The 23324-nt window shown below is 71.2% G+C and carries 16 protein-coding genes, 1 tRNA gene and 1 pseudogene; 12 read left to right on the top strand and 6 right to left on the bottom strand.

All coding sequences use genetic code 11. From position 1 onward, the window contains the following. Positions 1-46 precede the first annotated feature (46 nt). The 5 genes and pseudogenes from N8I84_RS06525 to N8I84_RS06505 all read left to right on the top strand — a co-directional run bounded on the left by N8I84_RS06525 (position 47) and on the right by N8I84_RS06505 (position 5176). On the top strand, positions 47-922 hold the full coding sequence (locus N8I84_RS06525; protein WP_263228661.1) for an intradiol ring-cleavage dioxygenase: 876 nt from the start codon (positions 47-49) through the stop codon (positions 920-922). Beyond that, entirely contained in the window at positions 919-2001 is a 1083-nt protein-coding gene (locus tag N8I84_RS06520; RefSeq protein WP_263228660.1) for a maleylacetate reductase, read from the top strand. Before N8I84_RS06525 ends, N8I84_RS06520 begins: the two co-directional genes overlap by 4 nt. Positions 2002-2178: 177 nt before the next feature. Then, positions 2179-3092: pseudogene (locus N8I84_RS06515) on the top strand (YceI family protein). Positions 3093-3200: 108 nt separating this feature from the next. Next, a tRNA-Pro gene (locus N8I84_RS06510) sits at positions 3201-3274 on the top strand. 201 nt (positions 3275-3475) lie between these two features. After that, the gene (locus tag N8I84_RS06505) at positions 3476-5176 is read left to right on the top strand and encodes an acyltransferase (RefSeq protein WP_263228659.1); all 1701 of its coding nucleotides are present in this window, start codon (positions 3476-3478) and stop codon (positions 5174-5176) included. Between the two features lie 95 nt (positions 5177-5271). Here the strand turns inward: N8I84_RS06505 and N8I84_RS06500 are convergent, their stop codons facing one another. Then, the gene (locus tag N8I84_RS06500) at positions 5272-6504 is read right to left on the bottom strand and encodes an FAD-dependent oxidoreductase (protein ID WP_263228658.1); all 1233 of its coding nucleotides are present in this window, start codon (positions 6502-6504) and stop codon (positions 5272-5274) included. 137 nt (positions 6505-6641) lie between these two features. On the opposite strand from N8I84_RS06500, the gene N8I84_RS06495 reads away from it, so the two are divergent. After that, positions 6642-7874, top strand: coding sequence for a cytochrome P450 family protein (locus N8I84_RS06495; protein WP_263228657.1), 1233 nt, complete (start codon positions 6642-6644; stop codon positions 7872-7874). Between the two features lie 27 nt (positions 7875-7901). Here the strand turns inward: N8I84_RS06495 and N8I84_RS06490 are convergent, their stop codons facing one another. Then, the gene (locus N8I84_RS06490) at positions 7902-8690 is read right to left on the bottom strand and encodes a TioE family transcriptional regulator (RefSeq protein ID WP_263228656.1); all 789 of its coding nucleotides are present in this window, start codon (positions 8688-8690) and stop codon (positions 7902-7904) included. Positions 8691-8847: 157 nt separating this feature from the next. Between N8I84_RS06490 and N8I84_RS06485 the strand changes: the two genes are divergently transcribed. Then, positions 8848-11229, top strand: coding sequence for an excinuclease ABC subunit UvrA (locus tag N8I84_RS06485; protein WP_263228655.1), 2382 nt, complete (start codon positions 8848-8850; stop codon positions 11227-11229). A gap of 160 nt (positions 11230-11389) precedes the next feature. Here the strand turns inward: N8I84_RS06485 and N8I84_RS06480 are convergent, their stop codons facing one another. Next, complete coding sequence (locus N8I84_RS06480) at positions 11390-12751, bottom strand: putative hexosyltransferase (RefSeq protein ID WP_263228654.1); 1362 nt, start codon at positions 12749-12751, stop codon at positions 11390-11392. 405 nt (positions 12752-13156) lie between these two features. On the opposite strand from N8I84_RS06480, the gene N8I84_RS06475 reads away from it, so the two are divergent. Then, positions 13157-14275 (top strand): PP2C family protein-serine/threonine phosphatase, encoded by a 1119-nt coding sequence (locus tag N8I84_RS06475; protein ID WP_263228653.1) that lies wholly within the window; start codon positions 13157-13159, stop codon positions 14273-14275. Positions 14276-14287: 12 nt separating this feature from the next. On the opposite strand, the gene N8I84_RS06470 is transcribed toward N8I84_RS06475, so the two are convergent. Beyond that, entirely contained in the window at positions 14288-15814 is a 1527-nt protein-coding gene (locus N8I84_RS06470; RefSeq protein WP_263228652.1) for an FAD-dependent monooxygenase, read from the bottom strand. An 83-nt stretch (positions 15815-15897) separates the two neighbouring features. Here N8I84_RS06470 and N8I84_RS06465 point away from each other — a divergent pair, with 83 nt between their 5' ends. Continuing rightward, entirely contained in the window at positions 15898-16539 is a 642-nt protein-coding gene (locus tag N8I84_RS06465; protein ID WP_313884243.1) for a TetR/AcrR family transcriptional regulator, read from the top strand. 20 nt (positions 16540-16559) lie between these two features. Here the strand turns inward: N8I84_RS06465 and N8I84_RS06460 are convergent, their stop codons facing one another. Both N8I84_RS06460 and N8I84_RS06455 read right to left on the bottom strand, forming a co-directional pair. Further along, positions 16560-17768 carry an amidohydrolase gene (locus N8I84_RS06460; protein WP_263228650.1) on the bottom strand — a complete coding sequence of 403 codons (1209 nt, stop codon included), beginning with the start codon at positions 17766-17768 and terminating at the stop codon, positions 16560-16562. Positions 17769-17884: 116 nt separating this feature from the next. Beyond that, the gene (locus N8I84_RS06455) at positions 17885-19288 is read right to left on the bottom strand and encodes a type I glutamate--ammonia ligase (protein WP_263228649.1); all 1404 of its coding nucleotides are present in this window, start codon (positions 19286-19288) and stop codon (positions 17885-17887) included. Positions 19289-19658: 370 nt separating this feature from the next. On the opposite strand from N8I84_RS06455, the gene N8I84_RS06450 reads away from it, so the two are divergent. The 3 genes from N8I84_RS06450 to N8I84_RS06440 all read left to right on the top strand — a co-directional run bounded on the left by N8I84_RS06450 (position 19659) and on the right by N8I84_RS06440 (position 23318). Next, positions 19659-20738, top strand: a complete 1080-nt coding sequence (locus N8I84_RS06450) for a LacI family DNA-binding transcriptional regulator (RefSeq protein ID WP_263234682.1) — start codon at positions 19659-19661, stop codon at positions 20736-20738. Positions 20739-21018: 280 nt separating this feature from the next. Next, the gene (locus N8I84_RS06445) at positions 21019-22407 is read left to right on the top strand and encodes an ABC transporter substrate-binding protein (RefSeq protein ID WP_263228648.1); all 1389 of its coding nucleotides are present in this window, start codon (positions 21019-21021) and stop codon (positions 22405-22407) included. 2 nt (positions 22408-22409) lie between these two features. Next, positions 22410-23318, top strand: a complete 909-nt coding sequence (locus N8I84_RS06440) for a carbohydrate ABC transporter permease (RefSeq protein WP_263228647.1) — start codon at positions 22410-22412, stop codon at positions 23316-23318. Positions 23319-23324 lie beyond the last annotated feature (6 nt).

Below are 23324 nucleotides of genomic sequence, written 5' to 3'. Positions count from 1 at the left end.
GCGGGATCATGGAGGAAGCGACGTCGTGGACGACGAGGAGCACGGCATGACCATCGACAGCACCGCCGGACAGGACACGGTCACCGAGGAGGCCGTCGCCAGTATCGGCGCGACCGCCGACCCCCGGCTCCGCGAGCTGCTCACGGGCCTGATCCGCCATGTGCACGCCTTCGTGCGCGAGACGCGACTCACCCAGGAGGAGTGGGAGAAGGCCGTCGGCTTCCTGACGGCGACCGGGCAGACCTGCACGGACACCCGCCAGGAGTTCATCCTGCTGTCGGACGTGCTCGGCGTCTCCATGCTCGTCGAGACCCTGAACGGCCACCGCGCACCGGGCGCCACCGAGTCGACCGTCCTCGGCCCCTTCCACATGACCGAGTCGCCGGCGCGCCAACTGGGCGACGACATAGACCTGGTGGGCAGCGGCGAGCCGTGCGTGGTCAGCGGCCGGGTGCTCTCCGAGGACGGCACACCCCTGCCGGGCGCCGTCCTCGACGTGTGGCAGGCCGACGCCGACGGCCACTACGACGTGCAGCAGCCGGACCTCCAGCCCGCGGGCAACGGACGCGGTCTGTTCACGGCCGACAGCGAGGGCCGCTTCTGGTTCCGCACCTGCGTACCGGCCCCGTATCCCATCCCCACCGACGGCCCGGTCGGCGCACTGCTACGGGCCACCGGCCGGCACCCGTACCGCCCCGCGCACATCCACTTCATCGCCACCGCCGACGGACACGCCCCCGTCACCACGCACATCTTCGTGGCCGGCAGCGACTACCTGGACTCCGATGCCGTGTTCGCGGTGAAGAAGAGCCTGGTGCAGGACTTCACCGTCACCGACGACCCGTTCCAGGCAATGGAGTTCGGGGTACCCAACCCGTTCCGGCAGGCCCGCTTCGACCTCGTCCTGGAGCGTGCGACATGACCTTCACCACCGACTTCACCTACGAGACGCGGCCCGTGCGGGTCGTCTTCCGGCCCGGCGCCGCCGTCACCGCGACCCCGGACGAGGCCGCGCGCCTCGGCCTGCGGCGGCTGCTCGTGATCTCCGGCAGCCGCGGCGAGCCCACCGCACGGATGGTCGCCGACGCCCTCGGCGACGCCTGCGCGGGACTGCACGCCGAGGCCCGTATGCACGTACCGGCCGACGTCGTCGACCGGGGCGTCGAGGCGGCGCGGGCAGCCGGCGCCGACGGGTGCGTCGCGGTCGGCGGCGGCTCCGCGATCGGGCTGGGCAAGGCGATCGCGCTGCGCACCGGGCTGCCGCTGATCGCCGTGCCGTCGACCTACTCCGGTTCCGAGATGACCCCCGTGTGGGGGCTGACCGAACACGGGGCCAAACGCACCGGCCGCGACCCGCAGGTCCAGCCCCGCAGTGTCGTCTACGACCCCGAACTGACCCTCTCCCTGCCCGTACCGCTCACCGTGACCAGCGGCATCAACGCGCTCGCCCACGCCGTCGAGGCGCTGTACGCCCCCGACACCTCCCCGCTGGTCCAACTGATGGCGGAGGACGGCACCCGTGCGATGGCCGAGGCGCTGCCGCTGCTCGTCGCGGACCCGGGCGACCTCGAGGCGCGCAGCCGCGCACTGTACGGGGCGTGGTTGTGCGGGGCCTGCCTCGGCTCGACCACGATGGGGCTGCACCACAAGCTGTGCCATGTGCTGGGCGGCACCTTCGGGCTGCCGCACGCGGAGACGCACACGGTGGTGCTGCCGTACGTCCTCGCCCACAACGCGCCCGCGGCCCCCGAGGCGGTGACCGCGCTGCGGCGGGCGCTCGGCGCCGAGGACGTGGCGCACGCCCTGTGGGAGCTGGGCGGGCGCCTCGGCGCGCCGCGCTCCCTCGCCGAACTCGGCCTGGCGGAGCCCGACGTGACGGCGGCCGCCGCCCAGGTGACGGCCCAGCCGTACGCCAACCCGCGCCCGATGACGGCGGACGGGGTGCGGGGCGTGCTGAGGGCGGCGTACGAGGGGCGAGAACCGGAGACCGCTACCGCATAGCGACCTTCACGACGGCGCTCTCGACCCTGTCGCGAGAACTGTCTCGTAATGAGACACCCGCGGCAGCGCGGTCCGATCCAAGATCGAGAAGGGGGGACCACATGCAGGCGCGGCCGCTTCGGCGTGCCCCGAGCCGCCGCTCGCACGGCTGCGCCACCGTGAAGAAAGGTGAACATCATGGCCCTCGCACTCCTCCGGCGTCGGCGGCCCCGGGGCGCCTCAGCCGAGGCGGCGGGCCTCTCGCTCCCCTCCCGCCCGGCGCGGGCGCCGTCGCACGCGAGATCGTCGACCCGGTGGGCTCGCCGATGGCGTCCGCGGACGTCACCGTCACCGCCCTGGACACGCACCGCGTCGCGGCCCGTGGCACGACCGACCCGTACGGCTTCTTCCTCGCCGCGCTGCCGCCCGGCCACTACAGCCTGCTGGTCGCGGCGGAGGGCCTGAGGCCGCACCGCGAGACCGTCGAGATCGGGGCGGGCACGGCGGCGCGCACCGAGCGGATCTGGTTGCAGCCGGCCGAGGCCCAGCAGCTGCCGATGCCGGGCGCCTGGCTCTTCGACCCGCCGCACACGGCGATCCGCTTCATCGCCAAGCACGTCGGCATGGCCAACGTCCACGGCCGCTTCGAACGCTTCGACGGCGGCATCCAGATCGCCCAGGACATGACGCAGTCCCGCGTCCACGTCCGGATCGACGCCTCCAGCATCAACACCGGCAACACCACCCGTGACAACCATCTGCGGTCCGCCGACTTCCTGGACGTCGAGCGCTTCCCGTACATCGACTTCACCAGCACACGCTTCGCATACCGGGGCGGCAGCAAGTGGACCCTGCAGGGTTCCCTCACGATGCACGGCGTGAGCCGCTCGGTCGCGCTGGACACGACGTACCTCGGCATGGTGAACGGCGGCTACGGGGAGGAGCTGCGCTGCGCGGCCCTGGCCAAGGCGGAGCTGCACCGCGAGGACTTCACGCTCAACTGGCGCTCCATGCTGGCCCGCGGCATCGCGGTGGTGGGCCCGACGGTGCAACTGGAGCTGGACGTCCAGGCGATGTACCGCACGCACGACACGCCGACGCCGCCGGAGTAGGGGCCGCGGACGGCGGCCGGCAGCCGACGCGGGCGGCCGGATGAGGGCCCCTCAGACCAGTGCGGTAGGGTTTACCTGCGCGCACCCGCCCAACACGCGGGAGCGCGACGGGACGTGGCGCAGCTTGGTAGCGCACTTGACTGGGGGTCAAGGGGTCGCAGGTTCAAATCCTGTCGTCCCGACAGTGACGTCGGATGTTTCCGCAGGCCAGGGGCTCTCTTCGGAGGGCCCCTGGTGCGTGCCGGGGAACGGCCCGACGGCCCCGGGCCGACTCGGGCGTCCTGGGCGGCGATAGGCTCCTCCCACAGTGCGGCGAGCAGCACACCTCGGGGTGCGGTGAGGCGGCGGCTCGCCCCTCAGCGTCGCGCCGTTGGGAGGATCTCGTGACGGACCCCGAGGGGGACGACGGCCTGTTCGACCACTGTCCATGGCTCTTCCAGGAGCAGGCGTCCCCCGCACAGCGCGCGGCGCAGGAGGAGCGGCAGAAGCAGCTGCTCCAGGCAGGGGACGTCGAGTTCGGCGAGGGGTGCTTCGTCGCGGGGAACGCGGCGGTGTACCCGGAGCGCCTGCGGCTGGGCGACCGCTCGTACCTCGCCGCCCACACCTATGTCACCGGGAACGTGGGGACGGGTGCCGACTGCTCGGTCAATCCCTACGCCGTGGTCCGCGGCACCGTCACGCTCGGCAGCGGGGTGCGCATCGGGGCGCACAGCTCCCTGCTCGGTTTCAACCACGGGGCCGCGCCCGATCTGCCGGTGCACCAGCAGCCGGTGACCAGTGCCGGGATCGTGGTCGGCGACGACGTGTGGATCGGCTCGCATGTCGTCGTGGTGGACGGCGTCACCATCGGCGACCACTGCGTCATCGGAGCCGGCGCGGTGGTCACCAAGGACCTGCCCGCCTGGACGGTCGCGGCCGGCAACCCGGCGCGCCGGATCCGCGACCGCCGTGACGCGCGCGGCGCGGCCCGCGCGCGCGGCAAGGGGCTCGCCGGGCAGGTGTCGGCGTTCGCCGAGGCGGCTCGTGCGCAGGCGGCCGATCTGCTGGGCCGCTGCCGGCTGCCGGAGGACGGCCGGTACGTCGACCGGCCCGGCGCCCGGCCCACGGTGCGGGCGGTCTGTGACGCGGTGGAGATCGCCGATCTCCTCCTCGGCGAGGCTCCGCCGCAACTGCCCGCCGCAGAGCACGTGGCACGGCTGCGGGCCCTTCAGGATGCCGCCACCGGCCTGGTCCCCGAGTACGGGCAGGCGCCGCCGTCGGCCGGGCCGGCCGGACTTCCGGACGACGGGGCCGCCGTCTACCACGTGCTGTGCGTCGGCTACGCACTCGACCTGCTCGGCAGCTCGTTCGCCCACCCGGTGCACACCGTGCGGGGAGTCACCGCGGACCGTCTTGTCGAGCGTCTGGCGGCACTGCCCTGGCGCGACCGCGCCTGGCACGCGGGAGCGTGGGTCGACGCCTGGGCCACCGCGGCACACTGGAATCTGCGGCTGGGCACGGAACCCGCCGCGCCCGGGGCGGTGGAGGCGCTCTTCGGCTGGCTGCACACCCACGTCGATGCGTGGACCGGCATGTGGGGCTCGCCCACCCCGGACAGCGGGCGCCTGCAGATGGTCAACGGCTACTACCGGCTCACCCGCGGCTCCTTCGCCCAGTTCGGCCTGCCGGTGCCGTACGCCGAGCGGGTCGTCGACACCGTCCTCGACCACGCCCGCGACCGGCGGTTCTTCGCCCCAGGCCGGGAGAACGCCTGCAACGTCCTGGACGTCGTCCACCCCCTGTGGCTCTGCGGCCGGCAGACCGACCACCGCGGCGAGGAGACGCGTGCCTGGGCGGCGACGCAGCTGGCCGCCGCACTCACGCGCTGGCAGCCAGGGCAGGGCTTCGGTTTCGGCCCCACGCCCGACGGCAGCGGCCCCGGCCGGGACCCGGGGCTCCAGGGCACCGAGATGTGGCTCGCCATCGTCTGGCTGCTCGCCGATCTGCTCGGCCTCGCTGACCTCCTCGGCTACCGCCCGCGCGGCATCCACCGCCCCGAACCGGCCCTGACCGGTCCCACCGGCGAGCGGGATCCGGGGCGCTGACACCGCCCTGGGCGCAGTGCCCTCTGCTCACCCGGCGACTCGCTCGTGCGGGAGCCGGCGGTGCCCCTCCGCTTCGACGGTGCACGAACGGTCCCTCAGCGAATCGCGGTGGCCGGCGGCCGCTCGCGTACGGCGCCGTAGGCGAGGAAGTACGCCGGCACCCGATTCAGCCACCGTGAGGTGGTGAGCAGGTCGGCCATGCGCTGTGCTTGCCCGGGGTTGCCGAAAGGCGGGCGGCCCGCGAGCAGCGGTTCGATGGCCCGGGCATGGGCGGTCCGCTGCAGCGCCTGGGTCGCGGCCGTGGTGGGCCGTCGGCGGCGCTGCACGGCGCGTACGTCACGCAGGCCGACCGTGCCCGCGCGCAGCGGCTCGACGAGGTGCCGTGCGGCGGCCACGGCGTCCTCCACGGCCAGGTTGATTCCGATACCGAAAACCGGGGACATCGCGTGCGCCGCGTCGCCGATGCACAGCAGACCCGGGCGGTGCCAGCGCCTGAGGTGGTCCAGGCGTACGTCGAGCAGCTTCACCTGGTCCCATGACCGCAGCGTGTGCACGCGGTCGGCGAGCCAGGGGACGGCGGCCGTGAAGTCGGCCGTGAACCGCTCCAGGCCGGCCGCACGGCGCCGGCCGTCGGATCCCTTGGGGATCAGCACGGCGCACTGCCAGTAGTCCCCACGGTCGATCATGGCCGCGAGGAACCGGTCGCCGACGCCTCCCACGAGCCCGTGCGGGTCGTCCTGCCGCCGCGGCAGCCGGAACCACCACGCGTCCATGGGGCAGGGGAACTGCCGCAGCCGCAGTTCGGGCAGTGCCCTGGCCAGCGAGCTCCGGCCGTCGCAGGCGACGGTGAGGGTGGCCCGCAGTTCACCGGTACGGCCGTCGGACGTGCGGTACCGCACCCCCGTGACCCTTCCGCGCTCCACCAGGAAGGACGTCGCCTCGGTGTTCAGCCGCAGGGAGAAGGACGGCTCCCGTCGGGCCTCGTCCGCCAGGAGGTCGAGCAGGTCCCACTGGGGCACCATGGCGATGTAGTTGTACGGGCCCCTCAGCGCGCCGATGTCTCCGACGGTGACCAGTGAACGGTCCCGGCCGATCGGCAGCTGCACGGTCGTCACCCGCCGTTGCGGCAGCCGGGCGAACCGCTCGGCGAGGCCCAGCTCGTCCAGCAGGGCAAGGGTCGAGGGATGCACCGTGTCGCCGCGGAAGTCGCGCAGGAAGTCGCCGTGCTTCTCCAGGACGGTGACGTCCACGCCGGACCGGGCCAGCAGCAGGGCCAGGACCATTCCGGCGGGGCCGCCACCCACCACACAGCATGTGGTCCGCTCCATCGGGTCCTCCCCGTCGGCGTGCACGGCAGCCCCACCATACTGGGACATATATCTTCAAAGCCTGCTGAATCCGCCACACAGTCCGTGGCCACCCCAGACGTTCTGTGAAGCACTTCGACGCACTCAGGGAGACCACGATGAGCGAGCAGCCGATCCTCCTTCCCTATGCCGACCCGGCCTTCGTGGCAAACCCGTTCCCGCTCTACCGGCAGCTGCGCGAGGAGGGCCCGGTGCGGCGCGCGGTCATCGCCGGCGGCCTGGAGGCCTGGCTGGTGACGCGCTACGAGGACGGCCTCGCCGCGCTGTCCGACCCGCGCCTGAGCAGCGACGTCCGCGACGCTACGGATCCCCGGCTCCAGCAACAGCTGCCCGCGACGGAGCGCGAGTCCATGCTGCGCAACATGCTCCGAGCGGACCCGCCCGACCACACCCGCCTGCGCCGGCTGGTCTCGAAGGCGTTCACCGCGCGCCGGGTGGCCGAGCTGCGGCCCCGAGTCCAGGCCGTCACCGACGGGCTGCTCGACGCGATCGTGCAGCAAGGCCACGCGGACCTCGTCGCGGACTTCGCGCTGCCGCTTCCGGTCACCGTGATCAGCGAGCTGCTCGGAGTGCCCACGACGGACCGGTACGACTTCCAGCGGTGGACCGACGACATGATCCTCCGGGGACCCGAGCCGCCGGACCCTGCCGTGGTCGACGCTGCCTGGCAGCAGATGCGCGCGTACCTGACCAAGCTTCTGGGGGCCAAGCGGGCCGACGCCGGGGACGACCTGCTCAGCGCTCTGATCACCGCTCGTGACGAGGAGCAGCGGCTCGACGAGGACGAGCTGATCGCCATGACGTTCCTGCTGCTGGTGGCCGGATACATCACCACGGTCAACCTGATCGGCGGCGGCATCGCCGCACTGCTCGCCCACCCGGACCAGCTCCAGCTGCTGCGGGACGATCCGGCGCTGCTGCCGGACGCGATCGAGGAGTTCCTGCGCTACGACGGACCGGTCAACCCCGGCATCGCCCGTTTCGCCCGGGAGGACGTCGAGATCGCGGGCGTGACGATCCCCCGCGGCGCCACCGTGCTGGTGGCCTCCGCCATCGCCGACCGCGATCCGGCGCGGTTCCCGGACCCCGATCGCCTGGACGTCACCCGTCGCGACAACGCCCACCTCGCATTCGGGCACGGCATCCACTACTGCCTGGGCGCGCCGCTCGCCCGGTTGGAGGGCCAGGTCGCCATCGGAACCGCCCTGCGCCGCCTTCCCGGTCTCGCCCTGGCCGTGCCGCCGGGCGAGCTGCGGTGGAGGCCGGGCGGCCTGCGCGGCCCCGAGCGCCTGCCCGTCACGTTCACGCCCGGTTCCACCGGCGCCCGATGATCACGTAGGCGCATCGGGGGGACCCGTTCAGTGCTCCGCCGTGGCCCCGGGACGGATGAACCGATCGGCCGGGGCGATGCCGAGGAGAGCCACGTAGTGGGAGAGCTGGACGGCAGCGTCGAGCATGGAGACCCCCCGGACGGTGAGTCTGCGCCGCCAGTCGTCGAGAGCGGCGGACAGCGCCTGTGTGCCGCCGGCCGTACGGATCTGCTGGACGACAGTGGAGATGTGCTCCAGCGGGTAGCCGCCTCGTCTGAGGAGGTGGGCCAGCTCTGCGTCGCGGATGTCAGGGGCGCCGTAGATGCGGTGTCCGGTGACCGGCTCGCGGTCGGGGGCGAGGATGCCCGCCGTCTCCCAGTTGCGCAGGGTCGCCGCGGTGACGCCCAGGCGGTGCGCCAGTCCGCCGATGCTGAGGGTCTCTGTGGTGGCCGGCGCAGGGCCGGTGGTGTCCGGGCCGGTCGGGTCCGGGCCGGCGGTGTCCGGGCCGGAGGTCAGGTGCTCGACGGCCTGTCCGACGGCGTCCAGTGTCCGCCGGTCGCGCAGCAGTTGGGCGTGACTGCGGTCGACGGCCGTCAGCGCGGTGTCGAGTTCCCCCGTGTTGAGGGACTTCATGATCTGCCCGCTCACGGAGTGACCGTGCGCCGGGACGAGCGCCATATAGGCGCGCAGGGCCGCCGCGTGCACCTCGGTGTAGGTCCGGTACCCGCTCGCGGTGCGTTCGGCGAGCGGGATGAACCCGTCCCGCTCGTAGTTGCGGACCGCCTGGGTCGAGATGCCGTGCTCCCGGGCGAGGTCATGGGGACGCAGATACTCCACGGTTTGAGACTTTAGTGCACCTCTCCTGCGGGTTTTCAGGCCAAGTCTCAACCGGCATTGCAGGGATAGCCTTGATGCCATGGGCAGGGAAGTCCAGGAGTTCGTCGTCACCTCGCATGCCGATGGCGTGCCGCGTACAACACATGGGGGGAACCGGATGACCGTCGGCACGAGCACGGACACACCACAGCCGCCTGCGCCGCATGTCGCCGACAGCCACGACATGATCCGTGTGCACGGTGCGCGTGAGAACAACCTCAAGAACGTCCATGTGGAGATCCCGAAGCGCCGGCTGACGGTTTTCACCGGAGTCTCCGGCTCGGGCAAGAGTTCACTGGTCTTCGACACGATCGCCGCGGAGTCGCAGCGGCTGATCAACGAGACCTACAGCGCCTTCGTCCAGGGCTTCATGCCGACACTGGCACGGCCCGAGGTCGACGTCCTCGACGGGCTGACGACCGCGATCATCGTCGACCAGCAGCCGATGGGCACCAGTCCCCGCTCCACGGTCGGCACCGCCACCGACGCGGGCGCCTTGGTGCGCATCCTGTTCAGCCGGCTCGCCGAGCCGTACATCGGCTCTCAGAAGGCGTACGCCTTCAACGTCGCCACGGCTGACGCGTCCGGCACGCTCGTGGTGAACGGGAAGACGATCCAGAAGGGCTTCAGCGTCGTCGGCGGCATGTGTCCGTGCTGCGAGGGCCTGGGCACGGTCACCGACATCGATCCGGCCCGGCTCTACGACGAATCCAAGTCGCTCGCCGACGGGGCGATCACCGTCCCCGGCTGGAAACCCGGCGGCTGGGTGGTGCAGTCGTTCACCGAGTCCGGCTTCCTCGACCCGTGCAAGCCGGTCCGCGAGTACACCGACCAGGAGATGAACGACTTCCTGTACCGGGATCCGGTCAAGGTCAAGGTGAGGGGGATCAACACCACCTACGAGGGTCTGCTGGCACGGGTCCGGAAGGCGTTCCTGTCCAAGGACAAGGAGACGCTCCAGCCGCACATCCGTGCTTTCGTGGACCGGGCGGTGACCTTCACCCTCTGCCCCGAGTGCCAGGGCACCCGGCTCAGCGAACTCGCCCGTTCCTCGAAGATCGAGGGCATCAGCATCGCCGACGCCAACGCGATGCAGATCAGCGACCTGGCCGCGTGGATCCGCGACCTCGACGAGCCGTCGGTCACCACGCTGCTGACGGTGCTCGGCCAGACCCTCGACTCGTTCGTCTCGATCGGCTTGGGCTATCTCTCGCTCGAGCGGTCGACGGGCACGCTCTCCGGTGGTGAGGCCCAGCGCGTGAAGATGGTGCGCCATCTCGGCTCCGCGCTCACCGACGTCACCTATGTCTTCGACGAGCCCACCGTGGGCCTGCATCCCCACGACATCCAGCGCATGAACGACCTGCTGCTGCAACTGCGGGACAAGGGCAACACCGTGCTGGTCGTGGAGCACAAGCCGGAGACGATCCGGTACGCCGACCATGTGGTCGACCTCGGGCCGATGGCCGGCACGGCCGGCGGCGAGCTGGTCTTCGAGGGCACGGTGGAGGGACTGCGGGCAAGCGGCACGCTCACCGGACGGCACCTGGACGACCGGGCCTCGGTGAAGCCGTCGGTGCGCCGGGCGTCCGGCGTACTGGAGGTGCGTGGCGCGGACACCCACAACCTGCGGGACGTCGATGTGGACATCCCGCTCGGCGTGCTCACCGTGGTGACCGGGGTCGCCGGCTCGGGCAAGAGTTCCCTGATCCACGGCTCGGTGGCCGGACGCGACGGCGTGGTGACGGTGGACCAGTCTCCCATCAAGGGTTCCCGGCGCAGCAACCCGGCGACGTACACGGGCCTGCTCGACCCGATCCGCAAGGCGTTCGCGAAGGCCAACGGCGTCAAGCCGGCGCTGTTCAGCCCGAACTCCCAGGGGGCCTGCCCCGACTGCAACGGCGCCGGCGTCGTCTACACCGACCTGGCGATCATGGCCGGTGTCGCCATCACCTGCGAAGCGTGCGAGGGGAAGCGGTTCCAGGCGTCGGTGCTGAACCACCGCCTCGGCGGGCGCGACATCAGCGAGGTGTTCGCGATGCCGGTGGCCGAGGCCGAGGAGTTCTTCGCCAGTGGTGAGGCGCGCACGCCGGCCGCGCACGCCATCCTGCGCCGGCTCGCCGATGTGGGGTTGGGCTACCTCTCCGTCGGCCAGCCGCTCACCACGCTGTCCGGCGGTGAGCGGCAGCGGCTCAAGCTGGCCACCCACATGGCCGGTCCGGGCAGCGTCTACATCCTGGACGAGCCGACCAGCGGCCTGCACCTCGCCGACGTCGAGCAGTTGCTCGGGCTGCTCGACCGGCTCGTCGACTCCGGCAAGTCGGTCATCGTCGTCGAGCACCACCAGGCCGTCATGGCGCACGCCGACTGGATCATCGACCTCGGCCCCGGCGCCGGCCACGACGGGGGCCGCGTCGTCTTCGAGGGCACCCCCGCCGACCTGGTCGCCGCCCGCTCCACCCTCACCGGCGAGCACCTCGCGGACTACGTGGGCAGCTGAGGCGAGGGAGGCACCGGGCCCGGCGAGAGAGGTCCCGTCCCCTCGCTGAACCCGCCCAGCCCCGTCCCGGCAGGACCGGGACGGGGTTGCGGCTGACGGCCGGCGCGGTGCCCCTGGGGCGAACTCCCGCGCCGGCGATGGTCCGCGACATCCCACCGGCTCAAAGCGTCCAGCCGTGACCGCCGCTGTTGTGGGACAGGGTCAGGAACGCGGTGGTCACGACGAGGTACCGGGTGAGGCGCCCTTGGCGGAACAAGGCCGCCGATGCCCAGGCGACAGCCGTGTACCAAGGCATCGTCCACGGTGCTGTGAGCACCCAGGCGAAGGTGAGCGCGAACGGTACGGCGACGACGGCGGGAGCGTCCACCGGGACGCGGCGGTGCAGTGCCCAGGCCAGCACGAGCATCACGACGGGCCACAGGACACCGGTGGCGGTCGCGGCCCCACGCGGGCCCAGGAACCAGGCGCCGAACTTCTCGAACACCGCCCACAACGACGGTGTGGAGACCAGTTGTGAGGCGGCGGAGAGGGGGGCCAGGGCGTGCACGCCGTACGCGCTGTAGAGGACGGCGAGCGTCAACGTGGCCGCGAACGTCAGCCGGACAGCCCGTCGCCAGGAGCCTGCCCGCAGCAACGGCCAGGCCAGTCCGACGCCGAGCAGGGCGGCACTTATCTTGACGCCGCAGGCCAGGCCGACCAGCCCTCCGACGATCAGGTCGTGGTGCCATCGGGCGGCCCTGCGGACGAAGTGGATCGCGCAGACGGTCAGACACGCGATGATGGTGTCCAGGTGCCCGCCCGCCACCAGCACGCCGATCAGGAGCGGGTTGGCGATCCACAGCAGTCCGGCCCGGACCGGATCGTCGGCCGTGCGGATCAGCAGGTAGCCGGTGCCCAGGAACGCGGCCGCGTTGGCGAGCATAAGCGCCCATATGGTCAGCCACGGCCGATCACCGCCGACGTACGCGCCGGCGGCCTGCCACCACGTTGCCACCGGTCCGTACACGGACGGGGTGTACCGCCATCCCTCGCTCACCAGATGGGCGTAGGCGCCTCCCAATTGGGCCGGGGTCGTCACGTACGGATCGGCGCCGAGCGCGGCGATACGGCCGTACGCCGCGTAACTGGCCATGTCGGAGGAGCCGACCGGGGTGAGGTTGGCGACGACGAGCACGGCGAGTGCGCCCGCTCTGAACAGGAGCCGTGGGTGCGGCCTCCAGCCCCGCCCGTGCGCGCGGAGCAGGCCGAGCGTCCCGAGACACGACAGCACGATGGCCGCGTAAGTGACCGTCGCGGACACGGCGCCGGGCATGGCGGGCAACCGGAGCCAGGTGATCGGCGCCCTGAGTGTGTTGTGGTTCGGCGCGCTCGCACCGACCAGCGCGAACAGTGCGATGCCCGCCACGGCCGTCCATACGGCCGCGCGCGGCCGGAACTGCCCGACGACCGTCAGTCCCGGCGAGGGAGTTGTCCGCATCCGGCCCGCGGAGCGCGGAGTCAACTCGTCGTTGTCGGTCGTCACGGTCACTCGCTGAGTCGCTGTCGGGTCCTGTTCGTCCGGGGCCTGAGGCGGTCGAGGGAACCGCGGGCGAGAGCCGCACGGTCACCGAGATCCACATCCGGCCCGGCTTGGGAGCCTGGCAGCGGTACGCGAAGGAATCAAGCCCGAGCGTCGGCGCGGTCGCCTTCTGTGCCCGGGTTGGTCGCTGCCCGGGCTTGCAGTGCGTCACCTTGATGACACGCTGAGGGTCCGGACGCCCGGCGAGCGGCGGGGGAGTCGTCCCCGAACCGGGCGGAGCGCCGCGCGAGGGGCGCAGGCACGGTTCACCGGAGGGGCGCCGCGGGCCGCAGCACGGGAATCGATGCGGTGATCGGGCGCGTGCCCAACGCGGCTCGATGTCCGCTTCGCCCCGATAGGATGCATTTTGTGATCAGATCAGGACGGCTCCGGCGCCGCCGCCCTCCGTACGGTGGCCGGCGGGACACCGTACTGCTGTCGCCGGTGATCCTCACCGTCCTCGTCGCGAGTCTGGCGTTCGCCACTCCGAGGCAGATCGCGTTCAGCCGACTCCTGCCCGCGGCGCCCGCGCTCGCCGCCGCGATGTGGCCCGTGCTCGCGACGGTCCTGCTGGGGGCGTTCTGCCTGCTGGTGATGATCGGGCTCAGCTTCGTCTACTCCGACCTGGGGACGCCGTACACGGCTGCCGCGATCGTCGCGGTCACGTTGGCGGCCGCGTATGCGAGCCACCTCAGACTTCAGCGGGAAGAGGCACTCTTCCAGATCCGGCTCGTCGCCGACGCGGCCCAGAAGGTGCTGCTGCGCCCGCTGCCGCACTCCATTCAGCACGTCGAAATCGAGTCGCTGTATCTGGCAGCCCAGGAGCAGGCCCGGATCGGAGGTGACTTCTACGAGGCGGTCGACACGCCGTACGGGGTCCGGCTGCTGATCGGCGATGTGCGGGGCAAGGGGCTGTCCGCCGTGGGGGCGGCCTCTGCGGTGATCAACTGCTTCCGGGAGAACGCGTACGACCAGCCCGACCTCATGGGCATCATCCATCGCCTGGAGATCAGTCTGGCCCGCTACAGCGCCGGGACACCAGCCCAGGACCGTCCGGAGCACTTCGCCACCGCCCTCATCGCCGAGATCGGTCACGACAGCGGGCACGCCAGAATCCTCAACTGCGGGCACCCGCCACCGGTTCTGGTGCGGCAGGGGGAGGTCCAGATCCTCGAACCCAGCCTTCCCTCGCCACCCCTCAACCTCGCGACGCTCCTCGGGAACCACTACTACGTCGACACCGTCGACTTCGCCTCGGGCGACCAGATGCTGCTCTACACCGACGGCGTCACGGAGACCCGGGATCGCACTGGCACGTTCTTCCCACTGCCGGAGTGGATGCGGCAGCACGGCCCGACGCCGCCCCGCGAGCTGCTGGACCGGCTCCATCAGGACCTGCTCCACTACAGCGGCGGAAGGCTCGACGACGACATCGCGGCCCTCGCTGTGCGCTGCCGGCGCACCCCGGCTCGGGAGCGCTCCGCGTAAGGGCGAGTGGGGTCAGGCCGTGGTGGGCGCGCCCGGCTCAGGCGCCTTCGCAAAGTGGCCGGTGATGGCGGTGAGCAGCGAATCGTCGCCGACCGAGAAGCTGTCCGCGGCCCAGCACACGTAGCCGTCGGGGCGGATGAGCAGGGTGGCGGCGCCCAGGTCGTCGGTGCAGGTGGCGCGGACGAGGTCGACCCGTGGTGGAAGCGCGAAGTCGGCCGGGACGGCTCCGGCCAGATCGAGGAGGACGGCGTGCCCCGAGCCGAACAGCGCCGACAGCCGGGTGGAGCCGGCCTCGGTGACCAGGTCGGCGTCCGGCATCCGCTGTCCGGTGAGCGGATGCTTGCCGGGCAGCTCGTAGCGCAGGGAGAGGCCGGACATCATTCCCGCGAGGTGGCGGTTGGCATCGGGCAGGCGCAGCAGGTCGATGAAGATGTCACGCAGCGCGGCCACGTCCTCGCTCGGGTTCGGATCAGCCAGCACCCGCTGCGCCGACGTGTGGTGCAGGACCTGGGCCCCGACCGGATGCCGTTCGGCGTGGTAGCTGTCCAGGAGGCCGCTCGGCGCCCGGTCCTGGACGGCCGCGGCCAGTTTCCAACCGAGGTTGAACGCGTCCTGTATGCCGAGGTTGAGGCCCTGGCCGCCGAGCGGCGGGTGGATGTGGGCGGCGTCGCCCGCGAACAGGACCCGGCCCGCGCGGTAGTGCTCCAGTTGCCGAGTGGCGTCGGTGAACCGGGACGCGTTGTCCACGGCACCGAGGGTGGTCTCCGGGCCGTACACGGCGTGCAGCGCGGCGGTGATCTCCTCGTGGGCGACGGGGAGGTCGCGGGTGGTGTCCGCCTGGTCTGCGCGCCCGAAGGTGAGCCGGTACCGGTCGTCGCCGAGAGGGACCAGCATGGTCCAGTAGCCGCCCGCGTGACGGGCCAGGGCGCTTATATGGCCCATCTGCTGCGGCACCAGCGACGACACGGCGGACAGGCGGATGTCGGCCACCACCGCCTGATGCGTCCCGGGCCTGCCGGGAAACGGCAGTCCGAGCAGTTTGCGCACCGTGCTGTGGGCGCCGTCGCACGCCGCCAGGTAGCGGGCCCGCACCGTGAGACCGTTCGCCGTCACGACCACGCCGTCGTCGTCCGACTCGATCCCTGAGACGGCGGTGCCGCGCACGACCCGCGCGCCGACGGCTGCCGCCCGCTTCTCGAGCACTTCCTCGATCTCCCACTGAGGGATCGCGATCGGGAAAGGGTGCCTGGTCTGCCAGGGGGTGCAGTCCAGGGGCACGGGCAGGGCCGCGAAGTGCCCGCCCACCGGCTCACGCGGTGTGGCCCGCCGCAGCAGCGGCTCCAGCAGCCCGCGCGACTGAAGCAGTTCGGCGGTCCGGGGCTGGATCCCTCCGCCCTTCACCTGCTGGATGCGCTGGCGCAGCTTCTCCAGCACCAGGGTCTCGACCCCGGCAAGAGCCAGTTCGTACGCCAGCATCAGCCCGGTCGGGCCGGCGCCCGCGATGACGACCTCGGTCGTGCGCTCCGTCAACACCGTCACTCCCCCTCGTTCTTTCGCCTCGGGCTATATGTATACCAGGTGCAGAAATCCTCTGGGTGTAGAATTCTGCTACCGTGGGCGTCGTGGACGACAAGCCAGGACTCCGGGAACGAAAGAAGCAGCGGACCCGCGCGGCGATCTCCGAAGCGGCGATCACGCTCTTCCTCGAACACGGCTTCAAACAGGTCTCGGTGGCCCAGGTGGCCGAGGCCGCCGAGGTGTCCAAACGCACGCTCTTCGCCTACTTCCCGGCGAAGGAGGACCTCGTGGTGCACCGTCTCGCCGACCACGAGACCGAGATCGCGCGCGTCGTGCGGGCCCGCCGGCCCGGCACCGCGCCGCTGACCGCAGTGCGCGAGAACTTCCTCAGGGGGCTGCGCGAGCGGGACCCGTTCACCGGGCTCAGCGACCATCCCGAGGTGCGCAGACTCCTCCGGATGATCCTGGACGCGCCCTCGCTGGTGGCCCGGATGGAACGGTTCAAGACCGGCGCCGAACGCGCACTCGCTGAGGCGTTGCGGGAGACGGCGGAGACTCCGGAACTCACCGCGCGGCTGGCTGCCGTCCAGATCGTCGCGGTCCACTGGGCGCTGGCCCAGGACAACGCCGAACGCCTGGCGTACGGGGAGCCGGCCGACGAGCGCTATGCGGGTGCGGTGGCCGACGCTGAACACGCGTTCGCGCTGCTGGAGAACGGATTGCGGCACCTGACCCCGCAGCGGTGATGACCCCGCAGCAGTGAATCTCAGCGGGGCAGCCCGTACACGCGGCAGGCGTTGTCGCGGCCCGTCCACGCGGCGATCCGCCGCGCGTCGGGCAGGCTGAGTTCGTCGGCGTCCACCCGGTCCTGGAGCAACTCTGCCAGGCCCCGCCGGAAGGCCAGCGCGCCGAGCTGGTAGAACTCCGGGATCCCGTAGGCGTCGGAGCTGTAGAGGAGCTTGCGGAACGGGGTGATCTCAAGGGCCTCCTCAAGGATCGCCCGGGCGCGGACGGGGCCGACGTGGTGCAGGGTGAGCCCCACGTCGAGGTACACCTGCTCGAACACCGTGGCCAGGTAGGCGGCCTGACGCTGATAGGGCCAGCAGTGCAGGAGCAGCACGGCGATCGTGCCGGAGGTGCGGTGCAGCCAGTCGGTCAGATGGGTGGGGTCGACCCGATGCATCCTGATGTCGTTGTCCCCGAAGCCCGTGTGCAGTTGAAGGGGCAGCCCGAGGTCCACCGCCGTCCAGAGCAGGTGCCGTACGAGGACGGGATCGTTCAGGCGGGGAGGGGTACCGGTCTCCTCCTCGGCTCCGTCAGCCTTGCCGCCGGTTCCTGCCGGGGCCAGCCAGCGCCGTGCCGCCTCGGTGACGTCCGCGTCCGAAGGCCGGCTGGGGTCCAGGTCGAATCCGGTGCGATAGGCGGCGACGGACTTCACCGCCACCGCGCGCCGCTCGTCCACGGCGTCCCGCGTGGCGGCGACGAACGCCGAGGCGTACTCGTCCGGTTCCACTCCCTCGCCTGCCACTCCCTCGGCGATGGTCTCCAGGCGTACGACTTCATATGCGGCTGCCGCCGGACGACCCGAGGCGCCGGCGAGCTCCGCGGGTGTCGTGAGGCGGTGCGGCGTGTAGCCGGTGTCGACGCAGAACACGTCCGTCCCCGCAGCGGCGATGAACCTGCGGTTCACCTCGCGCCAGCCCAACTCGGCGCGCCGTGCCAGGTACTCCGTGGCGGTAGCGTGCCGCGGCAGGTCCAGCAGCGGGGCGCAGTGGCGGCGGAGGGCCACGCCGACGGGACTGTCGAAAGGGGAGATGCCGCTCCCGGGCCACACGTCGCCTTCGGTGATCAACGAGTGGAACGTCTCCGGACTCGGATCGGCGGCGAGGACGCCATGACAGTGGTGATCGACGAGGGGCAGACCGGCGACGGCCTCGTGGATCGGCCCGGTGGCGGGTGCGGATGAGCTGCTCACGGCTGGGCGGCCTCCTGGGGTGGTCGGCGGGGATCCGCTGTCGCGCCTCTGTTCAGTAGGTCGGTGGTGGATCAGTCGTTCAGTAGGTCAGTCGATTCGGTGGTTCCCAGTGGTCCTCAGTACTTCCACCGGTAAGCCGCTGCCACGAGCTCGTCGTCGAGCCCGGCCACCGCTGCGATCTCCCCGAGGCGCACGGCGATCACGGCGTCCGCCAGGACCGGCCCCAATGCGGTGCGAAGCAGTTCGTCCTCGCGGAAGTTCCGGACGGACTCCTCCAGTGACGTCGGCAGCCGGCGCACGCCCCGGGCCACCGCTTCCTCGGCGGTGAACCGTGCGGGATCTCCGGTGATCTCCTCGGGCAGCGGCGAGGACGACTCCAGGCCGTCGAGGCCTGCGGCGATGAGGCATCCGAGCGCCAGATACGGGTTGGCGGCCAGGTCGACCGGTTTCACCTCCAGGTTCGCCGCCCGGCTGCGCATGCCCGCCGTGCCGGTGATGACGCGCACCGCGGATTCGCGGGTCTCGTGACCCCATGCGGTGAAGACGCCGGCCCACTGCGAGGGTTTGAGGCGCAGATAGCTCGCCGGGCTGGGGGCGGTCACCGCCGTGAGGGCCGGCAAGTGGGCGAGCAGGCCCGCGGCGAACGACTCCGCCGCGGAGGTCATGCCGTAGCGGCGCTCGCCATGTGCGTGCAGATTCGCCCCGTCACGCCAGGCGGAGAGATGGACGTGCCCGCCGTTGCCGACGCCTTCCGCCGAGACCGCCGGTGAGAAGGAGACCTTCAGTCCATGACGCTGGGACACCGCGCGGATGGTCTGCCGTACCAGCACGCTCCGGTCGGCTGCGGCCACCGGGTCGAGCGCGCCGACCGAGATCTCGAACTGCCCGGGCGCGTACTCGGGGTGGATCTGGTCGACCTCCACGCCCTGCGCCGCGAACGCCGCGAGCAACTCGACGGCGTAGTCGCTCAGTTCGACCTGCCGGGTGGCGCCGTAGGCAGGACCGGATGTCGCGGGGACGAACGCGTCCCCTGGTGCGGCCCCCTGCCCGACGGCCCATTCGACCTCGATGGCCGCCTTGAACGTGATGCCGTGGTCCCGAGCCGCGTCCGTGACGATACGGCGCAGGAAGCTGCGGCTGCACGCCGGGTGCCGTTCACCCTCCTGGGTGATCCGGTCGACCGGGGCCCAGGCCCAGCCCGGCTGTCCGGACAGCACCACCAGGTGGTCCAGGTCGGGATACAGGCGAAGATCGCCGTCCGGGGAGCCCAGCACGTCGGTGGAGACGATGGCGTCGTTCGCCAGGAAGGTGTCGAACACCGGGGACATTCCCACCCCCCAGGCGGTCGCCCACGAGAGCCGGGCCGTCGGGACGGTCTTCACCCGGCCGATGCCCGCGGTGTCGACGTACGCCAGGACGACGCCGTGCACCCCCCGCGCCGACAATTCCACCTCCAGCGCGGTGGCCCGCTCGACGTCACCCGGGCGCCCGCCGGGGACGGGGTCGGCAAGGGTGGTCATGCGTCCTCCTCGGCGAGTCGCGGCCCAGCGCTCGTGCACCACTGGCCGTGTGGGCGGTGCGCCCGGCCCAGGATTGCGCACAACGGCGGTGCGGAGCCGGTCGGCCGCGCTGTGCCAGGTGTGTCGCACCTGCACGGAAGAGCGGAGGGCGCCCGTGCACTACGGGCGGGTCGCCGTGGTGTTGCGCGCAGTCTTGACACGTTCTGTTCGACTGCGTAGATATGACACCGCAGTCATGACAGCGCAGTCATACAGCCGATCGGGTGTATGCGAAAGCTCCGACTGTGCTGGGATCCGAGCTGCCGGGGAAATCGGAGACGTCATGACGCGAGTGGGAGGGCGGGGTGCGGGTCCTGTCGCGCCGCGGAGTGTGGATGTGGCGCGTTTGGCGGGTGTGTCGCAGAAGACGGTGTCCCGGGTCTTCAATGGTGAGCGGTATGTCTCGGCCGAGGTGCGTCGGCGGGTGCTCGAGGCTGCCGAGGGGCTCGGTTACCGGGTGAACGGTGCGGCCCGGGCGCTGGCCTCCGGGCGGACCCGGTCCATCGGTGTGGTCGCGTTGGGTACGGCCTTGTACGGTCCTGCCTCGCTGCTCATCGGTATCGAGCGTGCCGCGCGGGATGCGGGCTATGCGCTTCGGGTGGTGAACACGCTGGAGGGTGAGGCTGGGGGAGTCGCGGGGGCGGTGGAGTCGCTGCTCGAGCAGGGTGTGGACGGCATCGTGGTTTCCGAGCCCATCGACGAGGGTGAGGTCTCGGTGGGTGTCGATGTGCCGGTTCTCGTCCTTGGTGCGCCCGCCGCGTTCGGCGGTCCCCGGGTGGTGGTCGCGGGGGTGGGGGCGCAGTTGCTGGCGTGTGCGGCCACGGAGCATCTGCTTGATCTGGGGCATCAGACGGTGCATCACGTTGCGGGTCCTGGGCGGTGGTTTGCTGCTCGGGACCGGCTTGAGGGGTGGCGTGCGGCGCTGGTGGCGCGTGGCAGGGATCAGCCTGCGGTCGTCGAGGGTGACTGGTCGGCCGCGTCCGGGTATGCGGCGGGTCGTGAGCTTGTCGGCGAGGGGGATGTGACGGCGGTGTTCGCGGCGAATGACGACATGGCCATCGGTCTGATCCGTGCGCTGGCGGAGGCGGGCCTGCGGGTGCCGGAGGACGTGAGTGTCGTCGGGTTCGACGACAGCCCCGTCTCCGCGTATGTGACCCCTCCGTTGACCACGGTGCGCCAGCCCTTCGACGCTGTGGCGCGGGAGGGGCTGCGGCTTCTGGTGCAGGCCATCGAGAAACCGGACGCGGAGCCGGCGCCCGCGAGTGATCCACCGGTCGAACTCGTCGTCCGCGCCTCCACCGCCCGCCCTCGGGCCCGAAAGGCCCCGGCAGGCAGGCGGCGCGCGGCCCCGCGCTCGCGCGGCTCGGCACACGCACCCCCGACAGGAGACGGACCGCCCGTCACCGACTGATCAGCCACTCATCGGCCCGAGCGGCACCCGCTCACAGCCGGGCGGTGGGCCGACCTGTGCTCACCGCTCCGCAACGCCTCCACGACCCTCGACTTCCGCTGTACGCCATGTGACGCGCGTCCCGTACGCAGCCCGCGCGACGCCTACCCGAACATGGCGACCCCCGATACCCCGGTAGCGGCGTCGGCCCCTCACCCCTTCACCACCCCCCTCACCTTCCCACCCGTGAGACGCGCCTCGCCAGGCGTTGTGTCCCTATGCCCATCGGCGGGAGTTCACCATGCCCCGATCCTTCGTTCCCACGTCCTCCCTGAGCCGTCGGCGGTTCCTCGCCTCGACCGGAGCGGTGTCCCTCGGCGCCACGCTCGCCGCGTGCAGCGGCGGCAGCGGCACCTCGGGCTCGTCCTCCTCCGCCAAGCCGGCGAGCCAGGCCGACATCGACAAGGCGATGAAGACACCGACCCAGCTGACGTTCTGGACCTGGGTCCCGGACATCGAGCAGGAGGTCGCGCTCTTCGAGAAGAAGTACCCGGCCATCAAGGTCAAGGTCGTCAACGCCGGCCAGGGCGTCGCCCACTACACCAAGCTGCGCACCGCGCTGAAGGCCGGCACCGGCGCCCCGGACCTGGCACAGATCGAGTACCAGGCGATCCCCACCTTCACGATCACGGACAGCCTGCTGAATCTGAGCCCGTACGGCGCCTCGGCGCTGAAGGAGCGGTTCGTCGACTGGACGTGGGGGCAGGTCAGCGGACCGGGCGGCGAGGTGTGGGCGATCCCGCAGGACACCGGCCCGATGGGGATGCTCTACCGCAAGGACATCTTCGACAGGCACGGCATCCAGGTGCCCCAGACCTGGGACGAGTTCGCCGCCGCGGCGCGCAAGCTGCACAAGGCCGCCCCGGACGTCTACCTGACCAACCTCGCGGCGAACGAACCCGCCGCCTGGCACGGCCTGCTCTGGCAGGCGGGCGCCAAACCGTACGCGACCTCCGGCAAGAGCACCCTCTCCATCAGCGTCGACGACGCGACCTCCAAGAAACTCGCCTCCTTCTGGGGCGGACTCGCGAAGGAAGGCGTCATCAGCACCGACCCGGACTTCACCGACGCGTGGTACGCCGGGTTCAACAAGGGCAAGTACGCCACCTGGCTCACCGCGGCCTGGGGCCCCGCCTTCCTGTCCGGGTCGGCCAAGGCCACCTCGGGCAACTGGCGGGCGGCGCCGCTGCCGCAGTGGGACGCGTCCAAGCCCAGCTCGGGCAACTGGGGCGGCTCGACGACCGCCGTCCTCCGGTCGACCAAGAACCCGATCGCGGCAGCGCGGTTCGCCCAGTTCCTCAACAGCGACCCGGCGAGCGCCAAGATGTTCGCCACCAAGCAGTTCTTCTTCCCGGCGACCAAGGCCCTGCTCGCGGACGCGGATTTCACCGGCGACGCGCCCGCCTTCTACGGCGGCCAGAAGGTCAACCAGATCTTCGCCGACATCAGCGGCACGGTCTCGCCCTCGTTCCAGTGGCCGCCGTTCCTGGACCAGGCGGCGACCGACTGGACGGAGACCGTCGGCAAGTCCCTCGCCGGCAGGTCCGACACCGTCGCCGCGCTCGGCACCTGGCAGTCGCGGCTCACGACGTACGCCAAGAACCAGGGCTTCACCGTCCGGGGAGCCTGATGATGTCGGCCACCACCGCGACCTCCCGCAAGGCCCGCCCTCCCGTGCGCCGCGGCGCGGCGGGACCGCTGTTCACCGCCCCGTTCCTGCTCCTCTTCCTTCTGCTGTACCTTGCCCCGCTCGGCTACGCCGCCTACCTCAGCCTGTTCCAGCAACGGCTCATCGGCGGAAACGTCTTCGTCGGCCTGGACAACTACGTCACCGCTCTCAAGGACCCGCTCCTCCTCCACGGCGTCGGACGCGTGGCACTGTTCTTCGTGATCCAGGTCCCGCTGATGCTGCTGCTGGCCCTGCTGTTCGCCCTCGCCCTCGACAGCGGCCTGCTGCGGCTGGCGCGCGTGATCCGGCTGGGCATCTTCGTCCCGTATGCGGTCCCGAGCGTGGTCGCCGCACTCATGTGGGGTTATCTGTACGGCCCCGACTTCGGCCCGTTCGCGCAAGCGAGCCGGAAGCTGGACCTGCCGGCCCCGCACTTCCTCAGCGACGGCTGGATGCTCGGCAGCCTGGCGAACATCGTGACCTGGGAGTTCGTCGGCTACAACATGATCATTCTGTACGCGGCCCTGCGTACCATCCCGAACGATCTGTACGAGGCGGCCGCGATGGACGGAGCCGGCCCCTGGCGGATCGCCTGGTCCGTCAAACTGCCCGCACTCAGGCCGGCGCTCCTGCTGACCCTGTTGTTCTCCGTCATCGGGAGCTTCCAGCTGTTCAACGAGCCGAGCCTGCTGATGAAGATCGCCCCGGACGTCATCAGCAGCTCCTACACCGCCAACCTCTACGCCTACTCCCTCGCCTTCACCGGCAACCAGCTCAACTACGCGGCCACGGTGTCCTTCCTCCTGGGCCTGGTCATCGTCATCGCCTCCTACGCCGTCCTGCTCACCGCGAACCTCAGGAGGGCCACGTGACGACGA

Origin of the sequence: Streptomyces cynarae, assembly GCF_025642135.1 — a bacterium.
Lineage (GTDB): Bacteria > Actinomycetota > Actinomycetes > Streptomycetales > Streptomycetaceae > Streptomyces > Streptomyces cynarae.
This window is presented reverse-complemented; position numbering and strand designations above follow the sequence as displayed.

Coding starts and splice junctions, on each gene's coding strand:
- N8I84_RS06500 (WP_263228658.1), bottom strand. CDS start 6,504: ATGGAGCGGACCACATGCTGTGTGGTGGGTGGCGGCCCCGCCGGAATG.
- N8I84_RS06455 (WP_263228649.1), bottom strand. CDS start 19,288: ATGACCACCCTTGCCGACCCCGTCCCCGGCGGGCGCCCGGGTGACGTC.
- N8I84_RS06495 (WP_263228657.1), top strand. CDS start 6,642: ATGAGCGAGCAGCCGATCCTCCTTCCCTATGCCGACCCGGCCTTCGTG.
- N8I84_RS06440 (WP_263228647.1), top strand. CDS start 22,410: ATGTCGGCCACCACCGCGACCTCCCGCAAGGCCCGCCCTCCCGTGCGC.
- N8I84_RS06525 (WP_263228661.1), top strand. CDS start 47: ATGACCATCGACAGCACCGCCGGACAGGACACGGTCACCGAGGAGGCC.
- N8I84_RS06520 (WP_263228660.1), top strand. CDS start 919: ATGACCTTCACCACCGACTTCACCTACGAGACGCGGCCCGTGCGGGTC.
- N8I84_RS06445 (WP_263228648.1), top strand. CDS start 21,019: ATGCCCCGATCCTTCGTTCCCACGTCCTCCCTGAGCCGTCGGCGGTTC.
- N8I84_RS06485 (WP_263228655.1), top strand. CDS start 8,848: ATGACCGTCGGCACGAGCACGGACACACCACAGCCGCCTGCGCCGCAT.